We start from the raw sequence: 21,485 nt of genomic DNA, 5'->3' as shown, positions 1-21,485 counted from the left end.
AATAGCGAATATTAATGAAGTTCGGCAATATTTGAGCCAATTATTTACTCGTTTTCACTGTATTTTTGTTCAGTAGAAAGGGCTTTTAGGCCATTTTACTTGTTATGAATTAGTAATACTTATAGATAAGACTAATGGATTACCTGGTAATACCAAAGCAATACTTTTTCAGCAATATATATAAAATGAATGATATTTTTTAAGTTCTGGGACTTTGTATTTATCCGAACAAAACCATTATTAAAACTCAATTTTGTAAACCCCCTTTACAGTTTTATCCATTCGTATTTTGTTACAAAATATTTATATTTTTTAATCTAAAAAACTAAGTGAACATCACCCTAAAAATACGGTATTTGGTCGCTAATTTATTGAAGCTTGCTGGTATATTTGTCAAAGTACGCTCACAAAATTATATTAGGACTAACAATGAAAAAAATAGGTCTTACGCTAAGTGCTTTTGTATTGCCGTTGGCAATATCGAGTGCAGCTATTGCGTCTTCAGTTGAGCAAACAAAAGGTTCTTACGTTGATAAGTTTCGTCAATTAGACGAAGCACTTCCTACACCCAATGTATATCGTAGTGCCGCTGGCGAACCAGGTGAAAAATACTGGCAGCAACGTGTAAATTACGATATCGATGTGAAGCTAGATGAAAAAAAGCACCGCATTACCGGTAGCCAAAGCATTGAATATAAAAATAACTCACCGCATACGCTTAAATATTTATGGTTACAGTTAGATCAAAATATTTTTAAAAGTGACTCTATTGCCGAAACAACTAAAACGTTTAAAAGCACTTTAGAAAGCTTACCAGCTCAAAAGCCCGCTAAATTAAGTTTAGGCGAATTACGTCGCCAGCAATTTATGAGCGACAACGAACTGGGTTATACAATTAGTGGCGTAAAAGATGACGATGGTAAAGAACTACGCGTAACTGTAGTTGATACCTTAATGCGCATTGATTTAAACGAGCCATTAAAACCAGGTAAAGAAGTAGAATTTAGCATGAACTTTGCCTTCAACATTGTTGAAGAAGATGCTGTGGGTGCACGTTCTGGTTACGAGCACTTTGAAGAAGACGGCAACGACATATTCTTAATTGCTCAGTGGTTTCCTCGTTTAGCGGCTTATACTGATTATGAAGCATGGACAAACAAACCATTTTTAGGTTCTGGTGAATTTACGCTTGAGTTTGGTGATTACGATGTAGAGATTACTGTTCCGGCAGATCACATTGTATCAGCAACAGGTAAACTTGATAACGCGAGCAAAGTACTTACAAGTACGCAGCGCAAACGTTTAAAGCAAGCCGAAACATCTAAGCGTCCTGTGTTTATTGTTAACGCAGAAGAAGCGCTAGAAAACGAAAAAGAAGGCACCGACAAAACTAAAACGTGGCACTTTAAAGCGCAAAACGTACGTGACTTTGCTTGGGCGTCGTCTCGTAAGTTTATGTGGGATGCAAAAGGTTATCAGCAAGGTGGTGACGTTCAGCCTTTAGTTATGGCAATGTCGTTCTTCCCTAAAGAAGGTGGCGACTTATGGGAGAAGTACTCAACTGAAGCTGTAGTACACACAATGGAAGTGTACTCTAAGTATTCTTTTGACTACCCATACCCAACTGCGCAATCGGTAAATGGCCCTGTTGGCGGTATGGAATACCCAATGATTACCTTTAACGGCCCGCGTACTAAGTTACAAGATGATGGTACACGTACTTATTCTCAAGCTGAAAAGCGCTTTTTACTTGGCGTAGTTATTCATGAAGTGGGTCATATTTACTTTCCAATGATTGTTAACTCAGATGAGCGCCAATGGACGTGGATGGATGAAGGCTTAAACAGCTTTTTAGATGGCGTTGCTGGTCGTGAATGGGATCCAACTATTCCTTGGGGTGTTGAGCCTCGCGATATAGTGAGCTACATGAAGTCTGAAAACCAAGTACCTGTTATGACTCAGTCAGACAGCGTACTACGTTTAGGGCCTAATGCTTATACTAAACCTGCAGCGGCACTTAATATTTTACGTGAAGTTATTTTAGGTCGTGACTTATTCGACTTTGCTTTTAAAGAGTATGCTCAGCGCTGGAAATACAAGCGCCCTACTCCAGCTGATTTTTTCCGTACAATGGAAGAAGCCTCTGGTGTTGATTTAGATTGGTTTTGGCGTGGCTGGTTTTACACAACCGATCATGTAGATATCTCTGTAGATAAAGTATATCAACTACGTTTAGATACTAAAAACCCTGATATTGATTACAGCCGTTTACGTGATATTGAAGCAGACAAACCTACTTCATTATTTGTTGAGCGTAACCGTGCTGAAGGTAAAAAAACATGGGTTGAGCAAAATACTGATGTTACCGACTTTTATGACGAAAACGACCGCTTTACTGTTACCAATAAAGAACGTAACTCGTACAACAAGTTTTTAAAAGGCTTAGAGCCGTGGGAGCGTAAAACGCTTGAGCGTGCTTTAGAAGAAGATAAAAACTATTACGTTATGGAATTTTCAAACCTTGGTGGTTTGGTAATGCCTATTTTATTAGAGCTAACTTATGAAGATGGCACTAAAGAAGAGCGCTATATTCCTGCTGAAATTTGGCGTCGTAACTATAAAAACGTACAAAAGCTGATTGTTACCGATAAAAACAAACCGCTTGTATCAGTTACTGTCGATCCAGGCTGGGAAACAGCTGACGTAGATGTTGAAAACAATAACTACCCTCGTCGTATTATTCCTTCACGTATTGAAGTGTTTAAAAAGGAAAAGAGTAAAGCTAAAGTAAGTCGCGATATCATGCAAGATATTAAAACTGAGCTTAAAACTGATGAGAAAAAAGACGAAAAGGATGACGGTGAGGAGCAGCAATAATGCGCTTTTTGCTTATTATTGTTTGCCTTTTAGTTGCTGCGCCAAGTATGGCGCATCAACTAAAGTCGTCAGTTACAACCGTGCTTTTTAATAAACGAACGCATAATGTTGAATTAATGCATCGCTTTTATTTACATGATACCGAACACGCCGTAGGAACATTGTTTAAAGGCAAAATTGATATTATTAGTAATAAAGCCGACCAACAACGTTTTGCTAAGTATGTTGAATCGCATGTTGCTCTACAAACGTTAAGTGGTGAACCTTTACCACTTAGCTTTGTGGGAGCACAAGTTGATGGTAAGTTTTTTTGGGTTTACCAAGAAGCACCAATTCCTGAAGACATTGAAGGAATTAAAATGAGCAATGGCGCGCTTCGTGATTTATGGCCATCTCAGGTAAATATGGTAAACGTTGAGGGCAAAGGTAAGATCAAAACTTTAAACTTTGCTCAAGATGATACTTGGCTCGAAGCCCGCTTTGAGCAAAATTAATATTTAAAACTTCCCAACCGACGCGCACTGCAGTTAATGTGCGCGTTTTCTTCATACGTTTAAACTGCGTTCATGTTTGATCTGTTATTTGTAAATTTACGTAAAATTTGTTAGTTCAATTTGTATATTTACCTTTTTTTGCGCATGATATATCAAGCACTTAAATTACTTTGTTATCAATAGATTGATAATGGTGCGTATTAATATTTAAATATAGTTAGTTTCATTTATCCCTTTGTATTTACCGGCCAAGGGCATAAGCAGTAGAGAATTTTATGTTTAAATTTCATTTAGTAATAACTAAATTCAGGGAATGATATGACTACTCAGGTTGAGGCTATTTTTGGAGTGATTTTTGATTTAGATGGAACATTAGTTTCATCAGAATTAGATTTTGCATTAATAAAGGCCCAAATAGGTTGCCCTTGCGAGCAAGACTTACTCGATTACATTGCTCAGTTGCCCTCACCGTATATGCGTGAAGAGGCAATGAATATAGTTCACCAACACGAATTAATAGACGCACAGCACGCCAGTATTTTACCCGGTGTGAGTGAAGCTATTCATGCTTTAAAGTCTAAAAATATTCCGATGGCAATTGTTACTCGTAATTTTGATAAAGCAGCGGCAATTAAATTACAAAATAATCCACTCCCTATCAGCACGGTTTTAACGCGAAGCGATGCACCAGCAAAACCAGATCCCAGCGCTCTAAATGCCATTGCTACACTTTGGAACATTAACGCCAGAAATTTACTTTATGTAGGCGATTACCTTTACGATATTCAAGCAGCGCACAATGCAAATATGCGCGCGTGTTTATATGCTCCAGAGTCAACGCCAGCCTACGCCGATCAGGCAGATTACGTTTTACATGATTTTATAGAATTAGTGACTTTAGTAGACAGTTACTCTAAAAAAATAGAATTATGTTAAATAGCATGCTATTTAATTTATTTCAGAATAACTGCTACGTTATTTAAATTACAAAATAACGTTTGCTCCTAGCCCAATACGTTTTGAATTGGTAAAATACCGCAAAACGTAACGTATTCATTAGGGGCACAAAATGGGCAGAGCATTTGTAGTTCGTCAAAGTTCTATGATCAAAACAGCCAATGCAAAAACAAAAGTAAACTCAAAATATGGTAAAGAGATTTACGTTGCAGCAAAAAGTGGCGATCCCGATCCCGAAGTAAATCAAACACTACGCCGTCTAATCGAAAAAGCTAAAAAAGACCAAGTACCCGCACACGTTATCGATAAAGCAATTGAAAAAGCAGCAGGTGGCGCAGGGGAAGATTACTCTGTTGCCCGTTACGAAGGCTATGGCCCTGGTAACTGCATGGTTATTGTTGACTGTTTAACTGACAATCCGAACCGCACTATTAAAGATGTACGCTTACCGTTTACTAAAACAGACTCAAAAATTGGTACTCCTGGCTGTGTAGCGCATATGTTTGATCATTATGCAGTACTTGGCTTTGCCGGTGATGACGACGAAGTTGTATTAGAAGCATTAATGATGGCTGATGTTGATGTAAGCGATGTTGAAGCCGAGGACGGTAAAATATCGGTATTTGCACCACCAACAGAATACTTTAAAGCTAAAACAGCCCTTGAAGACGCATTTGAAGGCATTAACTTTGAAGTAGACGAAATTACGTTTATTCCTCAAGTTAATATTGAAATTGAAGACGAAGAAGTTATTGCTAACTTTGATAAGTTTATAAATATGCTTGAAGATTGTGACGATGTACAAAATATTTATCACAATGCCATTGTAAAAAATTAGATTTAATTCGCTAATAGCTTTAAAAAGCGTGTTTTGTATAAGCAAAACGCGCTTTTTTACGTTTGAATAAATGTTAAGTATTCATGCATATTATGCTTATTTTAATATATATTTTTAAAATGCCTTAAAAGTGCTGTTATTCTAATTTTAGGCGATAAAAAACCAGCTTAAAGCTGGTTTAGTACTTAATTTGAACGTTAGTTAAGCGGTTAAAGCGTATTCGTTTTTTGTGATTTATATTTTATACGGTAGCTATGTAATAGTGGTTCAGTGTAACCACTCGGTTGGGTTACGCCCTCTAAAATCAATGCAAGTGCAGCTTGATAGGCAATGCTGTTAACCAATGTTTCTTCATTTGTTGCCATGGGTGTATACGCAGTGTCGTGCTCGTTTTGACCATCAACTACTTTAGCCATTTTTGCCATTGTTGATTTTATTTGCGCCTGCGAACACACGCCATTTAGTAACCAATTAGCCATATGCTGGCTTGAAATACGCAGTGTGGCTCTGTCTTCCATTAGCCCAATATGGTTAATGTCGGGTACTTTTGAGCAGCCAACGCCTTGATCAATCCAACGTACAACGTAACCTAAAATGCCTTGTGCGTTGTTTTCAAGTTCGCTTTGAATATCTTCTTTTGAAAGCGTTTTAGGGTCTGCCATTAGCGGCGGTGTAAGCAAGTCATTAAGGCTAGCAATAGTACGTTTAGCTATATTTTGCTGCTCAGTAAATACGTTTATATCGTGATAATGCATTGCATGTAGGGTAGCGGCTGTAGGGGAGGGCACCCATGCTGTATTAGCGCCTGATTTAGGATGCGCTTGTTTTTGCTCCATCATTAATGCCATTTTATCTGGCATTGGCCACATGCCTTTACCTATTTGTGCTTTATGACTTAAGCCACAAGCAAGGCCAATATCGACGTTGCGATCTTCATAAGCTTGTATCCATGGTTGCTGCTTAATTTTTGCTTTTGGAAGCACAATACCCGCTTGCATAGAGGTATGGATTTCATCGCCTGTTCTGTCTAAAAATCCAGTATTTATGAATACAACACGCTCTTTAGCTGCATAAATACAGGCTTTTAGGTTTACAGAAGTACGGCGTTCTTCATCCATAATACCCATTTTAAGCGTGTTTTTAGGTAAGCTTAACGCTTCCTCTACTAAGCTAAATAAAGTGTTAGTAAACGCCACTTCTTCAGGGCCGTGCATTTTCGGTTTTACTATATTAATACTTTGCGCGCTTGAGTTTTTTATACCTGTTTTTTTGTTTAGGTCGTGCAGGGCAGCGGTGGCTGTAAACATTGCATCCATAATGCCTTCATATACCGGTTGCTTGTACACATCGGTAATAGCAGGATTCGTCATTAAATGACCTACGTTTCTAACAAACATCATGCTGCGGCCTTTTAAAGTAACTGTGCCACCATCAAGTGCGGTGTATGTTTTATCACTTTGCAGAGTACGCTCTACTGTTTTATCGCCTTTTTTAAACGATTCAACTAAGTTACCTTGCATCAACCCAAGCCAATTTTTATAAACTTGTACTTTATCTTCTGCATCTACTGCAGCCACTGAATCTTCACAATCCATAATAGTGGTAAGAGCGGCCTCAAGCACTACATCTTTTAAGCCAGCTTTATCAGCTTGGCCAATCATGTGGTGGTGATCGATATGTAGCTCTATGTGTAAATCATTGTTTTTTAATAACACTACAGTTGGATTTTGTGCTTCACCTTGATAGCCAATAAGCTGAGATGGGTTAGCTAATGTGGTTTGAGAGCTATCACGCAACGTAATTAAAAGTGCGCCATCTACTACTGAATAATTAGTGCTTTCTATATGCGAGCCGTTAGTCAGCGGCAATGCTGTATCTAAAAACTGACGAGCGTAGGCCATTACCTTAAATCCACGAACAGGATTGTAGGTATTGCCTTTTTCGGCTCCATCGTCTTCGCTTAACACATCAGTACCGTATAAAGCGTCGTATAACGAACCCCAACGCGCGTTAGCGGCATTAAGTGCAAAGCGTGCGTTACTTACAGGAACAACTAACTGAGGGCCTGCTGTAAGGGCTACTTCGGGTTCTACATTTAGGGTTTCAATTTCAAAGTGGGCAGGCTCTTTAACCAAGTACCCTATATCTTGTAAAAAGGCATGGTACTTAACGCTATCCCACGTTTTATTAGCAAGATGGTAGTCATCTATTTGCTGTTGAAGCAATTCTCGCTTTTCAAGCAGTGCCTTATTTGTAGGGGTAAGTGTTTGAACAATATGTGCAAAGCTTTGCCAAAATTGATGCTCACTTAAGTGAGTGCCTGGTAGTAATTGATTTTTAACAAAATCAGCGAGTTGTGTATCTACGCTGAGTCCTGAATGTGTGAGAGTGTGGGACATATTTGCCTTCCTTAAACGGTCGCGATGTTGTTGTGTGCTTGTGCGTTAAGGCAACAATAACTCAAAAAAGCAATGTTGAGTGCTTTTTAGCCATTCACAAAATATATAGCCACAATAACAACTATAAATTAACTAAATCTAGAAAAGGAGCCTAATGTTGAATCAAGCGAAACGGAGCACACACTCCTAGCCACTCTCACAACATTAAAATAATTTACACTCGTTCGAAGGATTTTATTATGACAACATATCAACGCGAAACAGACACACTCTCTACTCTTTGCCAATCACAAGGCAGCGCGTGGGGTGCTATTAACCCTGAATACGCAAGCCGTATGCGTTTACAAAACCGTTTTCGTACAGGAATTGAAATTGCGCAATACACAGCAGACGTAATGCGTGAAGATATGGCTGCATATGACGCCGACACAAGCCAGTACACACAATCTTTAGGGTGTTGGCATGGTTTTACTGCGCAACAAATGATGATGGCTATTAAGCGCCATCAAAAAACAACTAAACGCAGCTATGTATACTTAAGTGGCTGGATGGTTGCAGCACTTCGCTCTGCATTTGGTCCGCTACCGGATCAAAGCATGCACGAAAAAACATCGGTACCTGCGCTAATTGAAGAAATTTACACATTTTTAAAGCAAGCTGATGCACGTGAACTAGACCACTTGTTTAACGACTTAGATACAGCAAAAGCGAATGGCGGTGACGTTCAAGCTGTTATTGATAAAATAGACAACTTTGAAACCCATGTTGTGCCAATTATTGCTGATATTGACGCAGGTTTTGGTAATGAAGAAGCAACTTACTTACTAGCTAAAAAAATGATTGAAGCCGGTGCGTGTGCCATTCAAATAGAAAACCAAGTATCTGATGCTAAACAATGTGGCCACCAAGCGGGTAAAGTGACCGTTCCACACGAAGACTTTTTAGCAAAAATTAACGCTGTACGTTACGCTTTTTTAGAACTCGGTATCGATAACGGTATTATTGTGGCACGTACAGATTCATTAGGTGCCAGCCTTACTCAAAAAGTACCTGTGTCGCAAAAACCAGGTGACTTAGCAAGCCAATACAATGCATTTTTAGAAACCACACCAATTAATGGTGTTGATGACTTAAATGAAGGCGACACGGCGATGAAAATTAATGGCCAGTTATGTAAACCAACTCGCCTAGATAACGGTTTATTCCAATTCCGTGAAGGCACTGAAAAAGACCGTGTAGTACTAGATTGTATTACGAGCTTGCAGTCAGGCGCAGACTTACTGTGGATTGAAACAGAAAAACCACATGTTAAGCAAATTGCTGAACTGGTAAATCGTGTGAAAGAACACGTGCCAAATGCAAAATTGGTATACAACAACTCGCCTTCATTTAACTGGACGCTTAAATTTCGTGAGCAAGTGTATCAAGAGTGGGAAGAAGCAGGTCGTGACCTTAGTGCTTACCCAAGTATTGGTGATAATAAAGGCCTTATGGCGCCAGAAATGGATGCAACAGAACTTGCGCAAGCAGCCGATTTACTAGTGCAAAACTTCCAGCGCGATGGCGCACGTGAAGCTGGTATTTTTCATCACTTAATTACTCTGCCTACGTACCATACAGCAGCGCTAAGCACTGATATTTTATCAGAAGGTTACTTTGGCGATATGGGTATGCTGGCTTATGTACGTGATGTACAACGCCAAGAAATTCGTCGTGAGCAAGCATCTGTTAAGCATCAAGACCTAGCAGGGTCTAACATGGGCGATACGCACAAAGAATACTTCTCTGGTGATAACGCGCTAAAAGCCGGTGGTGAAGATAACACCATGAACCAGTTTTAATTCCTAACTAGATAGTGTTACTCAAGGGCCAATAGGCCCTTTTTTATTGCTTTAATTTTTAGATCAGACTTTAACTAACTAAATCATATTGGATCACTATTTAACTACCTGAGTGAATCTACAGATCAGAGTTTAACTAACGTTTCATAAAACAACCTTTTTTAGGTGATTTTGCTGTAATTAGCGTTTACGGCAACTAAAAAAAGCGGATAAGTGACTGATTTTTACTTTAATAGGCAAACGAAGATAATTTATAAACCGATTTTTTACTAACTTCTCGTTGCTATAAAACAAAATTTTACTAACTGAGAGGTTATAAACAGTGACTCAAACCGATTTTTTACCAACTCAAGTTACAAAAAATGCCAAAAACCGAAATTTTACTAACTGAAGTTTTAGCTAAGTCCGATATTTAACTGTCATAGAAGTGTAAAGGGGGTTTACAGTTTGAATACTACGGCGGTAAATACAAAAGCCACTTAACTAGAGTGGCTTTTATTTGAGCTATAAATTTATTACCCAGAGTTTATTTAGAGTGTTTATCAAACCACCATTGAATATAAGCTACTTTAGTCATTAAGTTTGATGGGCGAGCTGTAATGCCATGCGATGCATTAGGAATTCGCACCATTGCGGTATCAACACCTTGTAACTTTAATGCCTGATAAAACTGCTCAGTTTCTGAAATTGGTGTACGGTAGTCAGATTCCCCAGTGAGCAACATAGTAGGAGTTTTGACGTTTCCAACATAGCTAATAGGCGAGCGTTTCATATAATGTTCAATATGATCCCACGGTTTACCCGGAAACCAGTAATCAGCAAAAAACGGATAAAAATCTGCAGTTAGTACAAAGCTGATCCAATTAATAACCGGTTTAGCAACTACAGCGGCAGCAAAGCGATCGGTGTGACCTACAATCCATGCTGTTAGTACGCCGCCGCCAGAGCCACCGGTTACGAACAATTTAGACTCATCAATAAACCCCTTCGCTATTAGTGCATCAACGCCCGTCATTAAGTCGTCAAAGTCGTTACTTGGGTAATTATGATGAATGGTTTGTGCAAACTCGTTACCGTATGAATCACTTCCGCGTGGATTCATGTATAGAACGATATTCCCCTTTGCTGCAAACAGTTGAATTTCGGCGCTAAAATGCGGCCCATAATTAGCGACAGGGCCGCCGTGTATTTCTAGTATTAACGGATACTTTTTGCTGCTGTCAAAACCTGGCGGATAGGCAATCCATCCTTGAACAGGGAGTTCATCGTAGCTTGATTTAATCCAAACTTCTTCCACTTTAGCCAAAGCTTTATCACCCAATGCATCTGCATTAAGGGTAGTTAAACGCTGCGCTTTACCGCGTTTAATTGTTGCTATATCAGCAGGGCGCTGACTATCGGCAAGGGTAAAGGCTACTTCGCCATCTTCGCTTACATCAAAGTCGCCACCAGAATAAGGGCGACCAAATGCAACGCTGCCAATTTGGGTTGTTATTATTTTACGCTTGCCACTGCGTGGTTGATACGCAAGGGCAGTTTGGCCTTTATCTGCATAGCTAAAGTATATGCCTTTGGAGTTTGCACTCCACTTTATTTGACCTACGCTGCGGTCAAAATTCGGCGTTAAGCTAACTGTCTCTCCAGATTTTAAATCACGAATATAAAGCTGAGCGTTTTCGTAGTTAGTGCGTTTATCATCGTAACCTGTGTACGCTAAGTAACGACCATCGGGAGAGATTTTAGGCTGCTCGTCAGGACCATTTCTATCGGTAATTTCTGTTATATTTTGCGAAGCTAAATCGAGTTTATAAATTTCACTGTTTGTGGGTTTTAGTTGGTTGTTTGTGTGCCTGTTTGCAGAAAAATAAAGCGACTTACCATCGTTGCTAAAACTTACATCGCCCGCGTTATCAAACTCATCATGAGTGAGTTGTTTGGCATTACCACCGTTAGCATCTATGGAAAATAATTGGCTAAAGCCCTTTTGTGTGTAACCGCCACCATCTGAACGGTAGTAAACATCATCAATAAATTTAGCAGGCTCTGCCCACGTTGCACCTTTTGGTTTACCTGGTAAGCTCACTGGTGCTGAATTAGCGCTTGGAACAAACATGCTAAATATTAATTGGTTGGAATCAGGGCTCCATGTAATCGCACGAGGACTACTTGTTAAGTTACTTATTTTTGCCATAGCACCTGTTTTAAGCCATTTAATATATATTTGGCTGCTGCCATCGCGGGTTGATATAAACGCAAGGCGTTGGCCATCAGGAGAGAGTACTGGCGAGTAATCCATGTGCACGCCAGAGGTTAATGGCTGCATTTGTTTGGTTTTGTAATCAACAGACCAAATATTCCCCACTTTACGATCTGTTTTTATATCCATGCGATTACGCACAAAATAAACCGTTTTACCGTCTTCGGTTATATCTATTTGATTGGCATATTCTAAATTAAATACATCTTGCAGTTGTAGTGTATTTTTTTCAGCGTAGGCTAAATTGCTACAGCCTAAAACGAGGCTAAGTGTTAAAAACTTTTTCATTTTTATCCCTGTTGTTACTTTTTTAATTTTCTAAGTAGTTATATGTTAGGGATTATTAAATTAACAGTAGGATGCGATGAAGCTCTTATTTAACTCTATGAGTTAAAGCTGTAAAGGGGCTTTACAGCTTATAATTTAAGGTTGTGTGGAAAGCCTAATTGGCTGAGTTACACAGGGCTTTTATATCTTTTATAAGTGATATGCCATCGGCGTTGTCGCCATGTACACATAAGCTATGGGCGTTGAGCGTTAGTTTTTTTCCTGTTCGTGTTGTTACACTACCATCGGATAAAAGCTGAGTTACTTGCTCTAGTAATGCGGCTTTGTTGTGAACGCTGCCCTCAAGTGTTCGCGACACTAAATGCCCATCGTCGGTGTACTGCCTATCTGCAAAGGCCTCTAGTATTAACTCAACTCCTGAGCTTTTAGCTATTTGAATGTGCTTATTGGCATTTTTAGTCGCTAAGACCATTAGTTTCAAATCTATTGGGTAGCTGGCAATTGCATTTATAACGGTTTGTAATATTTGCTCATCAGCCATCATGTCGTTATAAAGTGCGCCATGCGGTTTAACATAGCTAAGTGTTAAACCTTGTACTTTTGCCATGCCCTCAATAGCGGCTATTTGATAATGCAGGCAGTTTATTAGCTCACTTGCACTAAGATTCATTGAGCGCCTACCAAAGCCTTGCTTATCTGGGTAGCTTGGGTGAGCACCAATTTGTACGTTATTTTGCTTGGCAAGTATAAGAGTGTTTGCCATTACGTCGGCATCACCTGCATGGAACCCACACGCAATATTAGCCATATCAATATGTGGCATAACGTCATCGTCTAGCCCCATTTTCCATGCGCCAAAGCTTTCGCCTAAATCACAATTGAGCTTCATATTAGTGCGCCTTTTGCGGTTTTATTGTGACAGGTAATACGCCGTTAGCAGTTGCCTCGCCTAGTAACACTTTTGCAAGTGCGGTAAAAGCAGGACCAGATACAATATCGTTTTTATCTACATCAATATTATATGCGTAGGATGCAAGTACAGCATTTGCATAATTGCCAAATTTAGCAATGTCGTAAGGGGCTCTTAGGCTTATAAAAACAGTGCTTTTGTTTTTCTCTTTTGCCATATTTAATAATGACTCAAATGCTTTTGGTTGCTCTGCATTATTAAGTGCAAAATTAGGGTCGTCTTTTAAATCATCCATACCGCCAATTTCTACCGCACTTTGATTAGGTGTTGCATTGCCGGCTATAACTACATCAGCAGCGTGTATTTGTGCTTTTGCGAGTGCAGGGTCGAACCCTTGTAAGCTACTACAGCTATAAGTGAATTTTTGCTGGCTGATAGCTTCAATCGCTTGCTGCATTGCCATACATTTACGCGTATCGGGCATAATAATATGAACATTACTTCCTGCTTTTAAATTAAGCGGCAAAGTACTGTTATTATTTTTAACCTGCGTTATTGCCTCTACAGCAAGCTGCGCTTCTATTTCACGATGTGCTGCACTGCCAATAATCTGCTTAGCTTCAGTAAGCGCGGTAATAGGGTCAAAATTAGTGCTTAATCTAAATTTATTTTTAAGCGTAATTATACGTTGTGCAGATTGTGCTATTTCTTGCTCATCAAGTTGTTTTGATTTAACCGCTGCAACAAGCTCTTTAATAAGGTCATCGAGCTTGTTTAAATCATCCGGTGTTCTAATTTCAACGGGCATTAGGGCAATGTCAGCCCCAGCCGCAAACGTATTTATTACCGCTTGAGTTGGTGTAAAGAAGTTACTAATGCCAGCCATATCAAGCGCATCAGTTACTACAACACCTTGGTAATTAAGCTCACCACGTAAAATATCAGTAATGATTGCGCGCGACATTGTTGCCGGTTTTATCATAGTTTTGCCATTAACGCTTACAAACGTCGTACTATCGAGGGCAGGATATTGAATATGCGCCGTCATTATCATGCCTGGGTTTTGCTTGGCGATAATGTGTTTAAACGGTGCTAGGTCTTGCTCGTAAATAACTTCTTTTGCATGGTTTACTTTAGGCAAACCTGTATGGCTATCTACGTTTGTATCGCCGTGGCCCGGGAAGTGCTTTAACGAGGTAATAACACCGTTGTTCTCAAATCCTGCTACCTGTGCAGCACCTAATTTACTCACTAATGCTGGGTTTTCACCAAATGAGCGTACGTTGATAACGGGGTTGTCGGGATTCATATTTACATCAACCGTGGGCGCGTAGTTTACATTGATACCCAGTGAATTTAGCTCTTTAGCGATAACAGTTGCTGTTTTTGTCGCAAAGCTCGTACCGTGCTTTTTGTAGGTTGCGCCAATCGACATATTACCGGTAAATGATGTAGCAACATCGCGTGGTAAACGCGCTACACGTCCGCCTTCTTGATCTATTGATATAAATAGCGGCAGCTTACTACTGGACTTACTCGCCGCTGTTTGCAATTGGCTATTAAGCGTAATGGTTTGTTCTATCGATTGGGTATTTTCAGAAAATAAAATAACTCCACCAATATCGTATTTAGCAATAGCGGTACTAAGCTCATTAGGTAACTCGGTCATTGGTATTCGGCATTTAGTGCTCGCACCATGCTGACAAAAATAACGAAAGTCGAGTATTAGCTTTTGGCCAAGTTGTTGTTCAAGAGAAAGCACGGGTTTAGCAAACGAGGATTGTAATGGCATTAAGCACCCAGATATAAAAACAATAGACGATACAATACACTTATTTAGCAAAACACACTCCAAAGCTAAAAAGTAGATAAGTGTACGCAGCTTAACTACTTTTTAAAGCAACTGCAAAGCAGTACTCTAAGTGTTTTTACAAGCTTAATAGATGCTTAAGGTGTGTATTTATTATCTTATTTATACATATATGATCTTAAGTCAATTAAACCTGAACTATTATAAATTACGGGTACATTATTTTAGTAATTTTTATAGGCGCACAGTACGAGTTTTTGGAATGACTTGTTTTAAAGTAATTAACTTCTATTGCTCACATTAAGTATAGAGCACAGGTATAGGAGGCATCTACCGAGCTAGCTAGATCATAGATCTCGCTTCGCGATTTAATCACGCCCTAATTCTTTTATAGTTAAACTCTAAAGGTTCGTAAACATACAGCCTAAACGCCTCATCATTAATATATACAGTTTTTATAAATAGAGTTTCAATCGAGTTTATGAAGTTTGTTACATAAATCGTGTTGAATCAAACATAAAGAAATATGTAAACGAATGTAAAGCCCAATTAACTTGCTAAACACATAATGATAGTAACTAATTTAGTGCGGTTAGTGATTTAAAATATATTCAACATTAAGTAAAAACACTTATAAATCAATAAACAAAAAAGTAGAAAAAAGATATATTTACTTTTTTAAAATATTTTTACAGTCTATTTACTCACTACCATTTTCTCTGCGGTAGCTACATTAGTCACAAACTATCGAGAAACCAAATACACACTACATTTACATTTTAATGACAGATGTTATCTTTCTAGGCGACTTTATTTATTTTAATTTAAATTCACTTTAATTTTTAAATCAATCATCAAAAATAATAATTACATGCGCTAAAAAAAGCGCAAGGAGTATTCAGTGAAGACCCAAGTAGCATTAGCTGTTTCAGCAGCTTTATTAACTGTATCTTTAAGCTCTGTAGCCGGTGGAAGTAGTGTTCAACAAAAAATAGCACTTACAAAATCTGCAGTAGAGAAAACGAAGCTACCATCAACTTCACCTACCCGTATTACTAAAGCAGCAAAGAAAATTGTTGTTGAGCCTAATTTAGCACCTGGCGAATATACTTATATTGTACGCCTTGCAGATCTTCCGTTAGCTACTTACGATGGTAGTGTGGTTGGTTTTGCTGCAACAAACCCTAAAATAGCGAAGAAAGAGCTTTTTTCATCACTTGCTAATAGTAAAATGAGCTCACAAGAAGTACGTAATCAGCTACGTTTAGATACTAAATCAACTGATGCTATTCAGTATGCTAACTACCTTGAAGATAAACAACAAAATTTCCTTTCAACTGCTCGCCTTTCATTGGGTAAACAAGCAAACGTTGTATATAAATATAAAAATGCATTCAACGGTGTTGCTATGCGCTTAACTCAAGAGCAAGCTGTAAAGTTAGCTGCTTTAGATGGCGTTGATTATATTGAACGCGAACGTATGGAAACAATGGATACAGATACGGGTCCTATTCATATTGGTGCAACTCAAGTATGGCAAGGCGAAGGTAATTCAGCCACTAATATGGGTGAAGGCGTTATCATTGGTGTAATCGATAGTGGTGTAAACACAGACCATGATTCGTTTGCAGACATTGGTGGCGATGGATACGATCACACTAACCCTTGGGGTGCAGGTAATTACGTAGGTGATTGTGCAGCTGATTTTGTTGAGCTATGTAACGATAAACTAATTGGCGTTCGCTCGTATGCAAGTGTTACTGATAACTATGACGATGTAGAAGTTTTTGGCACTACACCGCCAGCTAAAAATGGTGAAGATTATGGCGGCCATGGTTCCCACACTGCAAGTACTGCAGGTGGTAATATTTTAAAAAATGTTCCTTTAGTGACTGGAGATTCTGGAAAGCTTGAAAGTGATGGTATCGTAAACGAAGCGTTTTCGTTTGAGCAAATTTCAGGTGTAGCACCCCATGCAAATATTGTTGCTTATCAAATTTGTAGCCCCGGTAATACAGGTGATAAGTACACAGGTTGTCCTAGTGCAGCTATTGTTGCAGCTTTAGATGATGCAGTTGCTGATGGAGTAGATGTTTTAAACTATTCAATTAGTGGTGGTGGTAACCCTTGGGCGAGTTCTACTGAGCTTGGTTTTTTAGCCGCACAAGAAGCCGGTATATTCTCTGCCGTATCTGCTGGTAACGATGGCCCAGAAGCTTACACTACATCAAAAAATGCACCTTGGTACACGGTTGTTGGTGCTTCTACTCATGGCAGAACTTTAGATAGCTTTGTAAAATTTAATGGTGAAGCATTTGCATTTTCAAATGGCACAGGCCCTGTATTTTCTGAAGTTGTAACTGCTTTACCTATTACGGCAATGTCAGTTGATGCAAGCAATTTTGAAGGCTGTAATGCATTTGCTGCTGATTCGTTTAAAGATGCGGTTGCTGTAATTAGTCGTGGTGCATGTTCATTCTCAAATAAAGTAACAAATGCTGCTGATGCGGGTGCAACTGCTGTTATTGTTTATAACAACACGGATGGCGATGTACGCCTTACTATGTCAGGATTAGAAGCGACAACTATTCCATCTGTTGCTATCTCTGAGAATTCTGGTAAAGATTTACTAGCTGAATTAGCTTCAACTTCAGATACTACAATTTCTATTGACCCTGCAATTACTTTAGTTGTTGGTCAAGCTGACGACATGGCTGACTTCTCATCTCGCGGTCCTAACAGCACTACTGCAGATATTATGACACCTTCTGTAACTGCACCAGGTGTATCAATTTACGCAGCTTATAATGACCAAGATTTTGGTAATGACGTAACAGCAACCTCTCCAGCTGATTTCGCCTTTTTGCAAGGTACATCAATGTCAGCACCTCATACATCTGGTGCCGGTGCGGTATTAAAGTCTGCACATCCTACATGGACACCAGATAATATTCGTTCAGCACTAATGATGACGGCAACGACTGATGTACGCAAAGAAGATGGCATAACACCAGCAGATGTATTTGATATGGGCTCAGGTAGTATTCGCGTTAATTTAGCGACTAATACAGGTCTGATCATGGACGAAACGTTTGGTAACTACATGAAGGCAAACCCTGCAACGGGTGGTGTCCCTTTATCGCTAAATATTCCATCAATGACAAATACACAATGTATTGATACATGTACTTGGACTCGTACATTTACTGCAACAAAAGATGCAAACTGGACTGCGGCTTCAATATCAACATCTGACAGCATGTCGCTAACTGTTTCACCTACAAGTTTTGATATTAAAGCGGGCGAAACACAAACGATCACAGTTACAGCGGATGTGAGTACATCTGAAGCAGATAAATGGAACTTTGGTAGTCTTTTACTAACGTCAGCTGGCTTACCTGATGCGCATTTACCTATTTCAGTTCAAGTCTCTGAAAGTAACCTACCTGAATCGTTGTCAGTAATTGCATCTCGTTCAAGTGGTACTTATACCTTCACAGATTTAACGTCGAAGAGCTTAACTGATATTAGTGTTGGTGTGTTTGATAAAAGCTCTAACTTGGTTGAACCACAAACAGTAGAAGTTGAAGATGAAGATTTTAACTTTATAGTAGTAACGTTTGATGAGGTTGTACCAAATGTTGTGTTTAGTACTTCATCAGTAACAGCTCCGGATATAGATTTACGCGTTTTAGATGGTGAGTTTAATACTATTGGTCGCAGTGCGGGTCCAAACTCAAATGAGTCAGTTACTTTCCTTAACTTACCTGCTGATACTTATTACATTGTGGCAGACAGTTTTACTGCCTCAGCACCAGGTGCAACAGATGAAGTTGTGATTAGTGCAGTATCAATCTTAACAAATGACGAATCTAAAAGTGAGATTGTAAGTGCAACCGTTGACGAAAGTAATGGTTCATTTGACCTAACAGTTGCATGGTCAGAAAATGTGAATAGTAGCTCATTACTATCATTAAAATCAGGTACTGACTCTACAGAGGTACAAATTCCTTTAACAGTATCATTCACAGACGATGAAGTAACTGAAACTGTGTCACCTGAAATTGCAGCTTCGAGCCAAGAATTGGTACCTGGTGATGCATATGCAGTTAGCTTTGATATTGAGCCAAACTTTACCAATGCAGATAAGGTCTATACATTAAAAGCAATGGTTACAGAAGGGCAAGAAATAGCTAACGCTGATAACGATGGTGTTATTACTGACAACATAGCTGAGTGGACTATTACTCGCGTAGCGGGAGATTCAACGAAAACAATGTCAGTAGGCTTTGATTTAATTCCTAGACAATCAGGAACTGATAAAGAGCTAGTATTAACTAATACGATTGACGGTAGTACAGTTGAATCAACTTATAGCTTTGGTGTTATTCAAGTTGCTCCTATAGCTTCTGTACCAGATGTATCAAGTGCACGAGAAGGTACGACTGTAACTATGGATGCTTCTAGCTCTAGCGATGCTAATAATGATGAATTAACTTACTCTTGGAAACAGTTATCAGGAAGCATTGTTAGCTTAACGGCTACTGGTTCATCAATCAGCTTTGAAGCACCAAAAGTGTCTACTGATGAAGTAATTTCTTTCCAATTAGAAGTTAGTGATGGAAACGGAAACTCAGACATTACAGTAGCAACCGCAAATATCACAAAAAACAAAGGTGATAGTGGTTCATTTGGTTGGTTAATGGCATTGTTTACACCATTATTGTTTGTACGACGCAGAAAGAATAATTCGTAGGATTAAAAGCTTACTATTAATAAAAAGCTATTAAGCTGAAGTGACCCCCAATAGTTGGACATACCCACTATTGGGGGTCTTTTTATTTCCTAGCCTTACCGGGCATTCAGATTAAAGCACACTCAGTTTTCCAGAGCATAACTCTGGCTCACCCACTTAATAGGCTTAATAGTTTTACTTATAAAAGATGATGCTAAAGCGTTGTAGTCTCTACATTATACTAGGTACCTACTCCAATTTATCCTCAATAATTGACTTTTCAATTAAGAAATCGTGCACTATGAAGTACTCAACTCAGCCGCATTGTTATTAGTAACAAATACACTAAAGCATGCAATAAGTAAGAGAAAGCAACACGTTTATTAAATTAAACAAACCAACTTAATTAAAAACACTTAAACGGGTATAATACTTAACTTCGTATAATACGCGCTGAATTTTAGTGCTTTGGGATGCTGCTTTGCTATATAAATTACTACCCGCTTTAAACTTAAGATTGCTTATATTGCTACTCGCATTATCTGCAGCATTGAGCACATTGGTAGGGAGTTTTTATTCTACCTATCAGGTTCAAAAAGAGCAGTTAACATCATATACACTAAAAAGTAATTTAGCCTATGCTCAAAAACTAGCCTCCACAACCGATAACTTTTTAAAATCTGCGCTTCAGCAGCTTGAATACTCGGCTAAAATTATTGAGCAATCACCAAGTAACTCCAAATTATTAAACGATGAAGCCATTCGCTTAAATCAGCAAACTGATAGTTTTAACTCTGTTGTGATAAATGTACACGGCGTTATTGCAGCTACATCACCTCGTTTAGAAAGTATAATAGGTCAACAAATACAGTCTCCAGGTGCAATAGAAGCCCTAAAAGAAAAACGTCCATTAATTAGTGAGCCTTATTTGTCAGCAGCTGATAATCTAATTGTTTTTATATCGCACCCTTTGTTTGATTTTGAAGGTAAGTATTTAGGCTATATTGGTGGCTCTCTTTATTTAAAAGAAAAAAACATTTTAAATGAGCTTCTAGAGCAGCATTATTACAAAGGTGGCTCATATCTTTATGTTGTTAGCTCAAATAAGCGCATTTTATATCACCCAGAACCTGCCAGAATCGGCAACGTTATTGCTAACAACTCTGTGATTGACGCTGTTGTAAATGGCGAAATGGGCACTTCAACAGTTATTAATAGCTTAAGCAAGCCAATGCTCGCAGGCTATGCACCTGTTACTTTATCTAATTGGGGAATCGTGGCACAGAGACCTTTAAAATCAACACTCTCCTCCCTTGATACATTAACCATTGAAGTGGTTAAGCAAACAATACCGATGGCATTAGTCACGTTTATTTTTATTGGCTTATTTGCACATTTTATAGCGAGGCCACTAAAACGCTTAGCCGATAACGCAAATACACTCGACGATCCTTCAAGCTTAGAAAAACTTAAAAATGTGAAGTCGTGGTATTTTGAAAGTCAGAAACTGAAGTTAGCTATGTTAAGAGAAGTTGCATTATTACAAGCCCAAATAGGTGTGCTGCGCCATGACTCACAAACAGACCCTTTAACAGATACGCATAACAGAAGAAGCTTAAACGGCCTACTTAACCAACTAACACTAAAGCAAACCCCATTCGCTATATTAGAAATTGATATCGATTTTTTTAAACGCGTTAACGATACTTTTGGACATGACAAAGGTGACGAAACTTTAGTTTCGCTAACAAATATAATTAAAAAACTATCAAGAAGAGACGATATAGTATCGAGAATCGGCGGTGAAGAGTTTGTCCTTGTACTACCTAATGAAAATAGCCAAAGCGCCTTTAAAATTGCTGAGCGCTTACGTAAAACAGTAGAGTCGACGGAGATGGACACTATAGGTAACATCACTATTTCTATAGGCATTGCGACCTGGCCTGTGCATAGTACTGATATTGCCCAAGTATATAAATGTGCCGATAAAGCGCTTTACCATGCTAAAGAGCATGGTCGTAACCAATGTGTAGTGGCTGATATTAGCTAAGCGCAGCTTAACTTTGCATTGAACTCAAA

At 38.9% G+C, this 21,485-nt stretch carries 11 protein-coding genes; 7 read left to right on the top strand and 4 right to left on the bottom strand.

Annotated elements, in window-relative coordinates; translation table 11 throughout:
- The first annotated feature begins 429 nt into the window (after positions 1-429).
- From BW142_RS11385 to BW142_RS11370, 4 genes are all read left to right on the top strand, one after another.
- Positions 430-2,877: a M1 family metallopeptidase gene (locus tag BW142_RS11385; RefSeq protein ID WP_076924898.1), complete on the top strand. Its 2,448-nt coding sequence runs from the start codon at positions 430-432 to the stop codon at positions 2,875-2,877.
- Entirely contained in the window at positions 2,877-3,371 is a 495-nt protein-coding gene (locus tag BW142_RS11380; protein WP_076924897.1) for a DUF6702 family protein, read from the top strand. The genes BW142_RS11385 and BW142_RS11380 overlap by 1 nt, the downstream gene beginning before the upstream one ends.
- 318 nt (positions 3,372-3,689) lie before the next feature.
- Positions 3,690-4,307 carry an HAD family hydrolase gene (locus tag BW142_RS11375; protein WP_024600376.1) on the top strand — a complete coding sequence of 206 codons (618 nt, stop codon included), beginning with the start codon at positions 3,690-3,692 and terminating at the stop codon, positions 4,305-4,307.
- Between the two features lie 133 nt (positions 4,308-4,440).
- On the top strand, positions 4,441-5,166 hold the full coding sequence (locus tag BW142_RS11370) for a YebC/PmpR family DNA-binding transcriptional regulator (RefSeq protein WP_010552883.1): 726 nt from the start codon (positions 4,441-4,443) through the stop codon (positions 5,164-5,166).
- A gap of 209 nt (positions 5,167-5,375) precedes the next feature.
- Here the strand turns inward: BW142_RS11370 and BW142_RS11365 are convergent, their stop codons facing one another.
- Positions 5,376-7,565 carry a malate synthase G gene (locus BW142_RS11365; protein WP_076924896.1) on the bottom strand — a complete coding sequence of 730 codons (2,190 nt, stop codon included), beginning with the start codon at positions 7,563-7,565 and terminating at the stop codon, positions 5,376-5,378.
- Positions 7,566-7,804: 239 nt separating this feature from the next.
- Here BW142_RS11365 and BW142_RS11360 point away from each other — a divergent pair, with 239 nt between their 5' ends.
- Positions 7,805-9,406 (top strand): isocitrate lyase, encoded by a 1,602-nt coding sequence (locus BW142_RS11360; RefSeq protein ID WP_076924895.1) that lies wholly within the window; start codon positions 7,805-7,807, stop codon positions 9,404-9,406.
- Positions 9,407-9,932: 526 nt separating this feature from the next.
- Here the strand turns inward: BW142_RS11360 and BW142_RS11355 are convergent.
- From BW142_RS11355 to BW142_RS11345, 3 genes are all read right to left on the bottom strand, one after another.
- Positions 9,933-11,951 (bottom strand): S9 family peptidase, encoded by a 2,019-nt coding sequence (locus BW142_RS11355; RefSeq protein WP_076924894.1) that lies wholly within the window; start codon positions 11,949-11,951, stop codon positions 9,933-9,935.
- Between the two features lie 154 nt (positions 11,952-12,105).
- On the bottom strand, positions 12,106-12,840 hold the full coding sequence (locus tag BW142_RS11350) for a 5-oxoprolinase subunit PxpA (protein ID WP_076924893.1): 735 nt from the start codon (positions 12,838-12,840) through the stop codon (positions 12,106-12,108).
- Position 12,841: 1 nt separating this feature from the next.
- Positions 12,842-14,653, bottom strand: coding sequence for a glycoside hydrolase family 3 protein (locus BW142_RS11345; protein WP_076924892.1), 1,812 nt, complete (start codon positions 14,651-14,653; stop codon positions 12,842-12,844).
- Between the two features lie 919 nt (positions 14,654-15,572).
- On the opposite strand from BW142_RS11345, the gene BW142_RS11340 reads away from it, so the two are divergent.
- Entirely contained in the window at positions 15,573-19,427 is a 3,855-nt protein-coding gene (locus BW142_RS11340) for a S8 family serine peptidase (protein ID WP_076924891.1), read from the top strand.
- Positions 19,428-19,932: 505 nt separating this feature from the next.
- Positions 19,933-21,456 carry a sensor domain-containing diguanylate cyclase gene (locus BW142_RS11335; RefSeq protein ID WP_076925002.1) on the top strand — a complete coding sequence of 508 codons (1,524 nt, stop codon included), beginning with the start codon at positions 19,933-19,935 and terminating at the stop codon, positions 21,454-21,456.
- Positions 21,457-21,485: the final 29 nt, after the last annotated feature.

Origin of the sequence: Pseudoalteromonas sp. EB27 (genome assembly GCF_001974875.1) — a bacterium.
GTDB lineage: Bacteria > Pseudomonadota > Gammaproteobacteria > Enterobacterales > Alteromonadaceae > Pseudoalteromonas.
Note: the sequence above shows the minus strand (reverse complement) of the source record. Positions and strands in the feature narration are given on the sequence as shown.